Raw genomic sequence first — 12,396 nt, 5'->3', positions numbered from 1 at the left:
GCGCGGGCCTGTGACCCGTTGCCGTGTGCTGTCCAGCGCGTCCGGCAAAGCGCTCGTTCATCCCACACCCCCGACAGCACCATCCGCAATCGCCTCGCTTCATCCCATGCCACACACACTTCCATTCCCAACAAAAACGGCTGAGCGCCCCGTTCGCGGCGCAGCACGCAGCCGCAGTGCGTTGCGCCACGCTGCGGCGTGGACCTGCAGCGTCCTGGCCGCGATGGCCGCACACACTGCCCAGGCACAGCCCGCGGGCTGGACGCAGGCGAGTCCGTTCAACATCACGGAAAGCAGCGGCGCAACCCTGACGGACTACCAGATCCGCCTGGTGCTGGACACGGCCAGCATGGTGGCGGCGGGCCACTTGCGGGCGGACGCTGCCGATCTGCGTTTTGGGACGGCCGCATCGGGCGGCACGCTGATGGACTATTACATCGAAAGCGGGGTCAACACCGCCTCCACGGTGGTCTGGGTCAAAGTTCCCTCGATCCCCGCTTCGGCCACGACGGCGTTTTTCATTTTTGGCGGCAATCCCGCAGCAACCAGCGCGAGCACGGTCAACACGTTCGACTACACCGATGCCGTGGCCAATTCGGCCACACAGCAGGTGGTCGTAGGACAGCTCGGCGGTGTCGGAAATTCCCAGCGTGGTTTCAGGTTCAAGCCCAACCAGGACATTCTGGTGACCGACTTCGGGAAGTACGAGCCTTCGGGCACCACCCGGTACCTGACGCTGTTCGATGTGGCCACGCAGGCCAAGCTGGCCCAGCAGCAGGTATCAGGCCCGGCGGATACGTACACCTATGCGCCGCTTGCGCAGCCTCTGGTGCTTGCCAAGGACACCGAGTACATCATGGAGATCTACCAGGGCGCGAGTGACGGCTACTACTTCGGCTCCAGCACGCAGATCAATCCAGCGCTGACGTATCTGGACATGCGCTACTGCAACGGCTGCACGCAAGACACCTTTCCCACCAATTTCCTCAGCTCCATGCACTATGGATTTCCGGATTTCCAGTTCCGCACCACCAAGCAGATCAGTCCGGCGCCGATCTACGCACTGGGTAGCGTCGCGACCACCCTCTCGCTGAGCAGCTCCAGCAATACGGTCGGAGCGGGCGCCAGCATCACCTTGACGGCGACCGTCAGCACTCCGTCGGCCGCGGGCACCGTGACCTTTCTGGATGGAGGAACACCCATCGCCGGTTGCAGCGCCGTGCCCGTGGTCGCGGGTTCTGCGCAATGCACCACCAGCGACCTGCCGCCCGGCGCCCGGTCGCTGACAGCGGTCTACGACAGCGCCACGGGATACACGGCCAGCACCAGCGCCCCGTTCTCCCTGCAAGTGACACCCCTGGTGAGCAGTACCGCGATTCCCACCCTCTCGGAATGGGGCATGGCGTTCATGGCGCTGATCCTGGCGGGGCTGGGCCTTGGAGGTCTGCCCCGCCTCAGGGAGCGGCAGAAGCGCTCTTGATGTGTCAGCGCGCGGGCTGCAGGTACCGCTGCGCCAGCTCCCGCTGCGCCGCCGCATCCACCCCGAGCACATCCACCAGGTAGGGCTGCAGTCCGCCAAAGTCGGCGTCCACCTTGTGCAGTGCGGCGTCCAGAAACTCCTCCTGCACGCGCCACAGCACGGCCAGCACCTCTTCGGGCGCATGGCTGCCCATGCCGGGCGGGCGGCGGTACAGGGTGTTGGTGAGCAGGTAGTCCTGCATCACCACGTCGCGCGGCACGCCCAGCGCCAGCAGGATGAGGGCGGCGGCAAAGCCGGTGCGGTCCTTGCCGGCGGTGCAGTGGAACACCGTGGGCGCATCGCTGGCCAGCAGCAGGCGGAAGAGCTCGGCAAACCGCGGCGCGTTGTCGTGCACGAAGCCGCGGTAGGTGTCCTGCATCAGCGCCACGGCGTCCTGCGCGGTGAGCTGGCGGCCGGTGCGCTGCAGCTCCAGCGCGCGCTGCACCACGGTGGGTTCGATGTGCAGCGGGTGGTAGGCCACGCCCGGCAGCGCATACGCCAGGGCCGCGCTCTCGGCCTGGCCCCGGAAGTCGATGGCCCGGGCCACGCCCAGCTGGGCCATCAGGGCCTGGTCGTCGGGGGTGAGGCCCGCCAGGTGGTCCGAGCGGAAGATGCGCCGCCACTTCACGGGCCGGCCGCCATGGCCGGCATAGCCGCCCAGGTCGCGGAAGTTGGTGGCGCCGGTGAGCGGCAGGGATCGGACGGGGGCGTGCATGGTGGAGGAGTCAGCGGTTGGAGGGCGGCGGGCCGAGGGATTGCGCCGCACAGCATAGCCGCGCCCTGCGGTGGCAGCGTGTCACGGGGCGGACGCCCCGGGTCCGGGCGCTCGTCCGGCGCCGTACCGGCCTACCGGGCGGGTGCGGGCAGCGAGGTGACGGCACCGTCCACGGGCAGCTCCTGGCTGCCGTGCGGGCAGGGCTGGTCCGTGTAGGTGGTGCGGCCGTCCTTCACGCACTTGCGGGGCGGTGCAGCCGCGGGCGCGGACGCACCACCCTGCGCGGGGCGGGCCTGCGCAGCGGGCGGCTGCTGGCCGGACGGCAGGGTCTCGGGGCCAGGGCGGGTGATCTTCTTCCAGGCCTGTTCGGCCCAGGGCCCGGCATGGGGCCGCCACTGGTCTGCCGTCCACCACGCCGCGGCGGCAGCGGCCAGCAGCAGGGTGGCCAGCACGGACCAGAAGGCGCGTTCGCGGGAGCTGCGCATGGGAGGGACTCCGGGACAGGAACGGATGTGGAAAAGCGCCACAGCACGGGGGGCGGGCACAAGAGCGGAGTGTATGCAACGCCGGCCCCGCTCACGTGCAGCCCGTTGCAACGCGGGGCCGCACCGGCCTCACTTGCTGCTGGCGCCCTTGCCCGCCGGGCGCCCGTAGCGCGCCGTGAGCGTGGCCTTGCCCAGGCTGTTGGCGTGGATCATGAAGCCGGCCAGCGCGGCGGTGGCGTCGGCGGGCAGATCCAGGCGCGGCACCTTGAGCGCGTGCACGGTGAAGATGTAGCGGTGCGGCGCATCGCCTTCGGGCGGGCAGGCGCCGCCCCACGCGGCCACGCCGTAGTCGATGCGCACGTGGCTGGCGCCCGCGGGCAGCTGGGCACCCCCGGCCGCACCGGCGTCGGGCCGCAGTTCCGTCACGCTCGCGGGCAGGTTGACCACCACCCAGTGCCACCAGCCGGAGCCGGTGGGCGCGTCGGGGTCGTAGGCGGTGACGGCGTAGCTCTGCGTGCCGGCGGGAGCGCCGCTCCAGCGCAGGGCGGGCGACTGGTTGTCGCCGGCGCAGCCGAAGCCGTTGTATTCAAAGCGCCGGGGCAGCGTGCTGCCCTCGGCAAAGTCGGGGCTGCTGAGCGTGAAGCCCTGGGCCTGCGCGGCCAGGGCAATGCCCAGCGCGGCGAGGGCGGTCATGGCGCGCAGGCGGCGAAGGGGGCGCAAAGCGGGTGTGGGCATCGGAAAACTCCTTGCAATGGCGGGGTGAACAAGGCTTGGATGATGCGCCTTGCCACGCCGCGGCATTGGCCCGGCCGCGTCAAAGGCTGTGCGCGGCGCGTCATGCGCACAGGCCTTGCGCCGCGCTTCGGCTGCCCTCAGTGTGAACGGGTTGTGCGGGGTTTTTTCACGGCCGCAGGTGCGACGGCGCAAAGCCAAAGCGCTCGCGGAAGGCGGCGCTGAACCGGCTGTGCGACCCATAGCCGCAGCGCGCGGCCACCTCGGACACCTGCAGGGTGGAGCTTTGCAGCAGCACCAGGCCGGTCTCCAGCCGCACGTCGCGCAGGCACTGGCTCACGCTTTCGCCTTCTTGCGCCAGGCGCCGCTGCAGCGTGCTGGCGCTGGTGGCAAAGGCGGCGGCAATGCGCTCCAGCGTCCAGTCGGCCTGGGGGCTGGCACCGACCAGGCGGCGCACGCGCTCGGCCCAGCCCAGCTCGCCCGGCGGGGCGAAGACGATGCCCGCCTCCGCCAGCAGGAGCAGCACTTCCAGCGCGCGGTGCTCGCGCACGGCCTGCGAGCTGGTCTCGCTCTCCAGCGCCGCCATGGCGCGCACAAAGCAGTCTTGAAAATCGGCACCGGCCGCCAGGCCCGCACAGCCCTGCACGGGCGGCACGGCCGAAAACTGGCCGAACTGGCGGTGGAACTGCTCCACCAGCCCGGGCGCAAAACACAGCAGGCGCGCCACGTAGCGGCCTTGCGGCGCGGGGTCGTTCACGATTTCCCACTGCGCGCCGCGCGGCAGCACGAACACGCGCCCGCTGGGGTAGCGGTGCCCGCCGCCGGGCGTGACCAGGTGCTTGGTGCCCGACACCACCCAGCCCACCGAATCCATGCGCACGGTGACCGTGTGCACGCGGTGGTGCACGGTGGTGGCAATCTGCAGCGAGAGTGCGGGGGCGTCCGTCATGCCTGCGCCGAACGCCCGGGCCCTATGGTCGAAGGCGCGCCCACCGACACGCCTCAGCGGGTGCGCTCGCGCGTCACGTTCACGTCGATGTCGCCGAACACGGTCACCCCGCTGGCGCCCTGCCGGGGCTGCTGGGCCGTGGGGTCGCTGGAACGCGCGGCGCCCGGCGCGCTGCCGCAGCCCGGCAACGCGCCAGCGACCGCCATTGCCACCAGCGCGGCGCGCCAGAAGCGCTGCTTGACGGGTGCGGTGGATGGTGCGCCGAGCGCCGGCATCATTCGCCTCCCAGATGGCTGCCCAGCAGGCCGGCCAGCTCGAACATGCCGGCGCTGTCCTTGCCGAACACGGCACGCAGCTTGTCGTCGGCGCGGATGGTGCGCTTGTCCTGCGGGTCTTGCAGGTTGTGGGCCTTGATGTACTCCCACAGCTTCTTCACGGCTTCGGGCCGCGCCACCGGATCGGTGCCGATCACGGCGGCCAGGGCGGCGCTCGGGGCCTTGCCGGCCGCGGCCTTGCGCGGGGCCTTGGCGGCGGTGGTTTTGGCTGCGGCCTTTTTTGCAGGGGCTTTTTTGGCTGCAGCGCTTGTCCTGCTTGCGCTGGCAGCTCCTGTTTTTGTAGCGGCCCCGGCCGCAGCGGGCTTGCGGGGCGGGAACTTGCTGGGCGCAAACTCGAAATTCACCTTGCCCGCATCCTTGTCCCAGGCCAGGTGGGCCTTGAAGTTGCGGCGCGTGCGCATGGAGACGAACTTGTCCAGCAGGTCGGTCTTGCCGGTTTCCAGCAGCTTGGCCATCTGCTCGCGCTCCACCGGCTGCTGCAGGATGACCTTGCCGCTCTTGAAGGTGCAGTTGGGCGTGGGCTGGGCGGCCGTGGGCACGGCGCGCGAGCAGACGTAGTTGCTGCCGTGCTCGTGCACCTCCGCGCCGCAGATGGGGCAGGGGCCGAGCGAGGCGTCCTCAAACTCCACCAGCTCGCCCGATTCCTCGGCGTTCTTGTCGTCGCCAAAGTCGAATTCGAGCTTGTAGTTCTTGGCCTCGTCGTCGTACTTGATGACGATCTCGGACGTGAACGGCCAGCCGGCCTTGGAGCGGAAGCCCTCCAGCGGGCCGATCTTGCGGTCGCGCAGCAGCTGCTCGGCCTCGGCCGTCTCGAAGGTGCGCCCCGCGGGCGACTTGCCGAAGCTGAAGCCGCATCCCTCGCCGGAGCCGCCAGCGTCGGCTGGTCGGCCGACGCATGCGTACCTGCGGTAGTTCTCCTTCACCACGCCGCCGCAGTTCGGGCAGGGCGTTTGCAGCGTCGCGTAGTCGCCCGGGATGGTGTCGCGGTCGTATTCCTTGGCCTTCTTCACCATGCGCTCGGTCATGGCGGCAATTTCGCGCATGAAGGCCTCGCGCGAGAGCTGGCCCTTTTCCATCTGCGCCAGCTTGTACTCCCACTCGCCGGTCAGGTCGGCGCGGCACAGCTCCTCCACCTCCAGCCCGCGCAGCAGCGTCATGAGCTGGAACGCCTTGGCCGTGGGAATCAGCTCGCGGCCTTCGCGCAGCATGTACTTTTCGGTCAGCAGCCCTTCGATGATGGCCGCGCGCGTGGCGGGGGTGCCCAGGCCTTTCTCCTGCATGGCCTCGCGCAGCTCGTCGTCGTCGATCTGCTTGCCGGCGCTTTCCATGGCGCCCAGCAGCGTGGCTTCGGAGTAGCGGGCGGGGGGCTTGGTCTTGAGGCCCTTGGGGTCTACGGCCAGGGTGTTGACCATCTCGCCGGGCTTCACGGCCACCAGGTTCTGGCCCTTGTCGCCGTCCTTGCCGCCTTCCACTTCATCCGCCGCTTCCTTGCCGTAGATGGCCAGCCAGCCCGGCTTGACCAGCACCTTGCCCTCGGTCTTGAAGCTGTGGGGAGCTACCGTCGAGATGCGCGTGGTGACGGTGTATTCAGCGCTGGGGAAGAACACCGCCATGAAGCGGCGCACCACCAGGTCGTACAGCTTCTGCTCGGCCTCGGAAAGGCCCGACGGCGCCTGCGTGGTGGGGATGATGGCAAAGTGGTCGCTGACCTTGCTGTTGTCGAAGATGCGCTTGGACGGGCGGATGTAGTTGTTGTTCAGCGCCGTGAGCGCGTGCGGCGCCAGGTGGCGCATGCCGCTGTCGGCCAGCATCTCGAAGGTCTTGCGCGCCACGGGCAGGTAGTCCTCGGGCAGCGCGCGCGAATCGGTACGGGGGTAGGTCAGCGCCTTGTGGCGTTCGTACAGGCTTTGCGCCAGTGCCAGCGTGGTTTTGGCGCTGAAGCCGAACTTGCCGTTGGCCTCGCGCTGCAGGCTGGTCAGGTCGAACAGCAGGGGCGATGCCTGGGTGGTGGGCTTGCTTTCTTCCGTGACGGTGGCCTGCTTGCCGCGCACGGCGTTGGCAATGGCCTGGGCTTCGGCCAGCGACCAGACGCGGTCGGCCTTGGCTTCGGCATCCTCGCCTTTTTTCCACTTGGGGTCGAACCACTTGGCGGGGTATTCGCCTGCCTGGGCACCAAAGGTGGCGTGGATTTCCCAGTAGTCGCGGCTCACGAACTTGCGGATCTTTTCTTCGCGCTCCACCACCAGCGACAGCGTGGGCGTCTGCACCCGGCCCACGGTGGTCAGGAAGAACCCACCGTCGCGCGAGTTGAACGCCGTCATGGCGCGCGTGCCGTTGATGCCCACCAGCCAGTCGGCCTCGGAGCGGCTGCGCGCCGCGCTGGCCAGGCCCGCCATCTGCTGCTCGGAGCGCAGGGCGTCGAAACCGTCGCGGATGGCCTGGGGCGTCATGGACTGCAGCCACAGGCGCTTGACGGGCTTGCCGAGACCTTTGCCATCGGGCTTGCTGCCACCGGCGTACTGCTCGATCAGGCGGAAGATCAGCTCCCCCTCGCGGCCCGCGTCACAGGCGTTGATGAGTTCGGTCACGTCCTTGCGCTTGGCCTGCTTGACCACGGCCGCCAGGCGGCTCTTGGTCTTGTCCACAGGCTTCAGGTCAAAGTACGGCGGGATCACGGGCAGGTGCGCAAAGCTCCACTTGCCGCGCTTCACGTCGAACTGCTCGGGGGCCTGGATCTCCACCAGGTGGCCCACGGCGCTGGTGACCACGTAGCGGTCGTTCTCGAAGTGGTCGTCAAACTTGTCGAACTTGCCGGCCACGGGGGTCAGCGCGCGCACGATGTCTTGCGCGACGGAAGGTTTCTCTGCAATTACCAGTGTCTTGGTCATTTGTTGGGTTTCTCGCCAGTCTGGCTCATCCGGCATCGGGCCGGGCGCTTCTACAATTCGTTGCCTCACGCGTACACGCGCACGCGCATGCATGTGTGCATATTCAAGTTAACAGAGTTTTTGCCATGCCCCGCTCCGCACCGTCCGCCGTCCCCAGCATTCCCCCGGGCCGCCGCATCCAGACCCGGCGCTCGGGCGTCCACGGCAAGGGCGTGTTCGCCGTGCAGGACATCGCCGAAGGCGAGGTGCTCATCGAGTACACCGGCGAGGTGATCAGCTGGCAGGAGGCGCAGGACCGGCACCCGCACGATCCGCTGCAACCCAACCACACGTTTTACTTCCATGTCGATGAAGACCGCGTGATCGACGCAAAGTTCGGCGGCAACTCCGCCCGCTGGATCAACCACAGCTGCGACCCCAACTGCTATGCCGACGAGCGGGACGGGCGCATTTTCATCACCGCGCTGCGCAATATCAAGGCGGGGGAAGAGCTCAACTACGACTACGGCCTCATCATCGAGGAGCGCTACACCAAGAAGCTCAAGGCCGAATACCCCTGCTGGTGCGGCAGCAAGAACTGCCGCGGCACGCTGCTCGCCCCCAAGCGGGGCTGGGCGCCGCCCGTGCCGCTGCCGCCCGCCCGTCCGGCCCAGCCGTCGCGCACCCCCGGCCGCCGCCCATGATGTCCTCCACCCCGGTCACCCGCTGGCCCGCCGAGGCGCTGTGGCAAACCGTGTCACCGCTGTTGCCGGGTTTTACCGTGGAGGTGCTGCCCACCATCGACTCCACCAACACCGAACTGATGCGCCGTGCCCGCGCGGGCCGGTGCGAGCCGACCTTGCTGGTGGCCGAGCAGCAGACCGCCGGGCGCGGCCGCCTGGGGCGGGTGTGGCAGGGGGGCGCGGCAGACCGTGGCGCCACCGCAGCGCCCCTGCCCTCCCTGATGATGTCGCTGGGCCTGCCGCTGGCCCCGCGCGACTGGTCCGGCCTGTCGCTGGCGGTGGGGGTGAGCGTGGCCGAGAGCCTGCAGCCGGTGCTGCCCCCGCCGGGCGCTGCCGGGCCTGCGCGGGTGGGCCTGAAATGGCCCAACGACCTGTGGCTGTCCGGCGCCGCCGGCGACCGCAAGCTGGGCGGCATCCTGGTGGAAACGGCAAGCTTCGTCGCCCCGCAGGCCGCCGGGTCCGCGCCGGGCGCGGCAGCCCCCGCCAGCACGGCCCGCTATGTGGTCGTGGGCATCGGCCTCAACGTGCTGCCGCGCAGCGGCGAGGGCCTGAGCCTGCCGCCCGCCAGCCTGCAGGAGGTGGAGCCCGGCCTGGACGCCCCCACGGCGCTGCTGCGCATCGTGCCCGCGCTGGTGGGCATGCTGCAGGGCTTCGAGCTGTACGGGTTCGGCCCGGTGCAGCCCCGCTTTGCGCTGCGCGACGTGCTGCGGGACCGCGCCGTGACGCTGAGCGACGGCCAGGCCGGCACGGCCCACGGCGTGGGGGACGATGGCGCCCTGCTGGTGCACACGGCCGGTGGCATGCAGGCCATCACCAGCGCGGAACTCAGCGTGAGGCCCGTGGCATGACGCCCGCCCGCAGCATGCGCCCCGCAATGCGCCCTTGGCAAGGCCCCTCCCGCCCGTGCCTCCTGAATGAAAGGCCGCCATGCTGCGCTTAGCCCTTGCCGCGCTGCTGCTGGCCAACGCGGGCTACTACGCGTGGTCGCAAGGCCTGCTCAAGGACTGGGGCTTTGCGCCCGAGGAGCAGGCGGAGCCGCAGCGCATGGAGCAGCAGATCCGGCCCGAGACGCTGCAGATCCTGCGCGTGAACCCCAGCAAGACGTCCTCTTCCGCACCCGCGCCCTCGTCGGCCGCGGCCGCCTCCACGGCCGCCGCGTCGGCGGGGTCCGCTCCTGCGGGGGGCGAGGCGCCGGCAGCCGCCGCGCCATCCGATGCCGCCGAATGCCTGCAGGCCGGCGTGTTCGACGAGCGCCAGGCCGAGGCGCTGCGCACCGCCGCGGCCGCGCTGCCGCAGGGCAGCTGGTCGCTGGAGCCCACCCCCGTCGGGGGGCGGTGGATGGTGTACATGGGCCGCTTTGACGACCTGGAGACGCTGGACCGCAAGCGCGCCGAACTGCGCGCCCGCAAGGTGGATCACGACCGCGCGGGCGGCACGCTGGAATACGGCCTGTCGCTGGGCCGCTTTTCCTCCAAGGACGCGGCCGAGCGCGAGCTGGCCAACCTGGGCAACCGCGGTGTGCGCACGGCCCGCGTGATCCAGGAGCGTCCCGAGTCCGCCGGCTTCACCCTGCGCCTGCCCGCCGTGAACGACGCGCTGCGGCCCCAGCTCGACGCGCTGCGCCCCGCCATGGCGGGCAAGACGCTGCGGGCCTGCGGCTGAGGGCGGCGGTGCGGCGCGGCGCTCAGGCGCTCAGGCGCTCAGGCACTCAGGCACTCAGGCACTCAGGCACTCAGGCACTCAGGCACTCAGGCACTCAGGCACTCAGGCACTCAGGCACTCAGGCACTCAGGCACTCAGGCACTCAGGCGTCCGCGGCCGTGTCCCGCGCCGCAAACCGCACGCTGAACCGTGCCCCGGGCGGGTTCTGGCCTGGCCGCGCGTCTTCCAGCGTGACCTCGGCGCCGTGCTTGCGCGCGATCTCCAGCACGATGGGCAGGCCCAGGCCCGAGCCGTCGGCCTCGCTGCCCAGGGCGCGGTAGAAGGGCTGGAAGACCAGTTCGCGCTCGGCCTCGGGCACGCCGGGGCCGGAGTCTTCCACCTGCAGCAGCAGCACATGCCCGAACGTGTCGGCCAGCACGCGGGCGGTGACCACGCCGGGCTTGGCGGGGGTTGACGGCGTGTAGTTGATGGCGTTGTCGAGCAGGTTGCGCACCAGTTCCTTGAGCAGCGTGGGGTTGCCGTCCAGCAGCACGCCGGGGGAACCGGGCTCGGCACCGTCGTAGCCCAGGTCGATGTGCTTGTCCAGCGCGCGCGGCACCGAGTCGCGCACCACCTCGATCACCAGCCGCGCCAGGTCGCAAGGCTGGCGCGCAATGCCCACGCCGCTGCCTTCGGCGCGCGCCAGGGCCAGCAGCTGGTTGACGGTGTGCGTGGCGCGGATGCTGGAGCGGCCAATTTGCTGCAGCGAGCGCTTGAGCTCCTCGGTGCTGGTGCCCTCGCGCTGGGCCAGGTCGGCCTGCATGCGCAGGCCCGCCAACGGCGTCTTGAGCTGGTGCGCGGCGTCGGCCAGGAAGCGCTTTTGCGTGGCCAGCGAGTCGTTCAGGCGGGTGAGCAGGTCGTTCACCGAGGCCACCAGCGGCGCCACTTCCAGCGGCACGGTGCGGTCGTCCAGGGGCGAGAGGTCGTCGGGGTTGCGGGCGCGGATGCGCTGCTCCAGCTGGTTCAGCGGCTGGATGCCGCGTGCCAGCGCCAGCCACACCAGCAGCACGGCCAGCGGCAGGATGACGAACTGCGGCAGCATCACGCCCTTGATGATTTCGGTGGCCAGCACGCTGCGCTTTTCGCGCGTCTCGGCCACCTGCACCAGCGCCATGGGCGTGTCGGGCAGCGGCAGGCGCACCCAGATGTAGGCCACGCGGATCTCGATGCCGCGCATCTCGCCGTCGCGCAGCCGCACCTCGCCCGAGGTGGGCACCTCCTCGGCGGGGGGCTCGGGCAGCTCGCGCTCGCCGGAGAGGAATTCGCCGCCCGGGCCCAGCACCTGGTAGTAGACGATGTCGGAATCGTCCGCGCGCAGGATTTCGCTGGCGGGCTGGGGCAGGTTGAACTGCACCTTGTTGCCGGCCACGCTCACCAGCTGGGCCAGGGCGTGGGCGTTGTATTCCAGCGCCCGGTCGAACGGCTTGTTGGCCAGGCCCTGCGCCACCAGCCAGGTGAGCGCCAGGCTCACGGGCCACAGCAGCAAGAGCGGCGTGAGCATCCAGTCGAGGATCTCGCCGAAGAGGGAGCGCTGCTCTCGCTGGAAGATTTTCAAGTTTTCAAGCCTTTTTGGCCTCTAGCGCTTGCAGTTCCAGCGCAAGCAGCTATCAAATTAGGAGCTAACCCGGGATTTTTTCGAGGCAGTACCCGAGCCCGCGCACCGTGGCGATGCGGATGGGCCCGCCCTCGATCTTCTTGCGCAGGCGGTGGATGTAGACCTCGATGGCGTTGTTGCTCACTTCTTCGCCCCACTCGCACAGGCGCTCCACCAGCTGTTCCTTGCTGACCAGGCGGCCGGCGCGCTGCAGCAGCACCTCCAGCAGGCCCAGCTCGCGGGCCGAGAGCTCGATCATCTTGCCGTCGATGGTGGCCACGCGGCCGGCCTGGTCGTACACCAGCGGGCCGTGCTTGATGGCGCTGCTGGTGCCGCCCATGCCCCGGCGCGTGAGGGCGCGCACGCGGGCTTCCAGCTCCTGCAGCGAGAACGGCTTGGCCATGTAGTCGTCGGCCCCGAAGTCCAGGCCCTTGACGCGCTCCTCCACGCTGTCGGCGGCGGTGAGGATGAGCACCGGCAGCGCCGAGCCCCGGCCGCGCAGCCGCTTGAGCACTTCCAGCCCGTGCAGCTTGGGCAGCCCCAGGTCCAGGATGAGCAGGTCGAACTCGTTGTTGGTCAGCAGCGCGGCGTCGGCCTCGGTGCCGCTGGCCACGTGGTCCACCACCGCGCCGGAGGCCCGCAGCGTGCGCAGCAGGCCATCGGCCAGCACCTGGTCGTCTTCGGCAATGAGAATGCGCATCCGGGTCTCCTGGGTCGGCGGCGCGGTCTGGTGCCGCGCCTGTGCCCCGATTTTAG

At 69.8% G+C, this 12,396-nt stretch carries 12 protein-coding genes; 4 read left to right on the top strand and 8 right to left on the bottom strand.

From position 1 onward, the window contains the following. Positions 1-223 precede the first annotated feature (223 nt). Positions 224-1,480 (top strand): IPTL-CTERM sorting domain-containing protein, encoded by a 1,257-nt coding sequence (locus ACOYR3_RS00620; protein WP_422844603.1) that lies wholly within the window; start codon positions 224-226, stop codon positions 1,478-1,480. Between the two features lie 4 nt (positions 1,481-1,484). Here ACOYR3_RS00620 and ACOYR3_RS00615 read toward each other — a convergent pair whose 3' ends face one another. The 6 genes from ACOYR3_RS00615 to ACOYR3_RS00590 form a co-directional block, all read right to left on the bottom strand. Continuing rightward, entirely contained in the window at positions 1,485-2,234 is a 750-nt protein-coding gene (locus tag ACOYR3_RS00615) for a tyrosine-protein phosphatase (RefSeq protein WP_422844602.1), read from the bottom strand. 131 nt (positions 2,235-2,365) lie between these two features. Next, positions 2,366-2,719 carry a DUF4124 domain-containing protein gene (locus tag ACOYR3_RS00610; RefSeq protein WP_422844601.1) on the bottom strand — a complete coding sequence of 118 codons (354 nt, stop codon included), beginning with the start codon at positions 2,717-2,719 and terminating at the stop codon, positions 2,366-2,368. Positions 2,720-2,848: 129 nt separating this feature from the next. After that, a complete protein-coding gene (locus tag ACOYR3_RS00605; protein ID WP_422844600.1) occupies positions 2,849-3,454 on the bottom strand; it encodes a YbhB/YbcL family Raf kinase inhibitor-like protein in 606 nt (201 codons plus the stop codon). 166 nt (positions 3,455-3,620) lie between these two features. Next, the gene (locus ACOYR3_RS00600; protein WP_422844599.1) at positions 3,621-4,400 is read right to left on the bottom strand and encodes a helix-turn-helix transcriptional regulator; all 780 of its coding nucleotides are present in this window, start codon (positions 4,398-4,400) and stop codon (positions 3,621-3,623) included. 53 nt (positions 4,401-4,453) lie between these two features. After that, the gene (locus ACOYR3_RS00595) at positions 4,454-4,678 is read right to left on the bottom strand and encodes a hypothetical protein (protein WP_422844598.1); all 225 of its coding nucleotides are present in this window, start codon (positions 4,676-4,678) and stop codon (positions 4,454-4,456) included. After that, positions 4,675-7,623: a DNA topoisomerase III gene (locus ACOYR3_RS00590; RefSeq protein ID WP_422844597.1), complete on the bottom strand. Its 2,949-nt coding sequence runs from the start codon at positions 7,621-7,623 to the stop codon at positions 4,675-4,677. The genes ACOYR3_RS00595 and ACOYR3_RS00590 overlap by 4 nt, the downstream gene beginning before the upstream one ends. 125 nt (positions 7,624-7,748) lie before the next feature. On the opposite strand from ACOYR3_RS00590, the gene ACOYR3_RS00585 reads away from it, so the two are divergent. The 3 genes from ACOYR3_RS00585 (at position 7,749) to ACOYR3_RS00575 (ending at position 10,007) form a co-directional block, all read left to right on the top strand. Next, on the top strand, positions 7,749-8,306 hold the full coding sequence (locus ACOYR3_RS00585; RefSeq protein WP_422844596.1) for an SET domain-containing protein: 558 nt from the start codon (positions 7,749-7,751) through the stop codon (positions 8,304-8,306). Further along, entirely contained in the window at positions 8,303-9,193 is an 891-nt protein-coding gene (locus tag ACOYR3_RS00580; protein ID WP_422844595.1) for a biotin--[acetyl-CoA-carboxylase] ligase, read from the top strand. Before ACOYR3_RS00585 ends, ACOYR3_RS00580 begins: the two co-directional genes overlap by 4 nt. 79 nt (positions 9,194-9,272) lie before the next feature. Then, positions 9,273-10,007 carry an SPOR domain-containing protein gene (locus tag ACOYR3_RS00575; protein ID WP_422844594.1) on the top strand — a complete coding sequence of 245 codons (735 nt, stop codon included), beginning with the start codon at positions 9,273-9,275 and terminating at the stop codon, positions 10,005-10,007. Positions 10,008-10,149: 142 nt separating this feature from the next. On the opposite strand, the gene ACOYR3_RS00570 is transcribed toward ACOYR3_RS00575, so the two are convergent. Continuing rightward, positions 10,150-11,601 (bottom strand): sensor histidine kinase N-terminal domain-containing protein, encoded by a 1,452-nt coding sequence (locus ACOYR3_RS00570; RefSeq protein WP_422844593.1) that lies wholly within the window; start codon positions 11,599-11,601, stop codon positions 10,150-10,152. Positions 11,602-11,665: 64 nt separating this feature from the next. After that, positions 11,666-12,340, bottom strand: a complete 675-nt coding sequence (locus ACOYR3_RS00565) for a response regulator (protein ID WP_291484419.1) — start codon at positions 12,338-12,340, stop codon at positions 11,666-11,668. Positions 12,341-12,396 lie beyond the last annotated feature (56 nt).

The organism is Acidovorax sp. M2(2025), from assembly GCF_049330835.1.
Taxonomy (GTDB): Bacteria; Pseudomonadota; Gammaproteobacteria; order Burkholderiales; family Burkholderiaceae_C; genus Acidovorax.
Note: the sequence above shows the minus strand (reverse complement) of the source record. Positions and strands in the feature narration are given on the sequence as shown.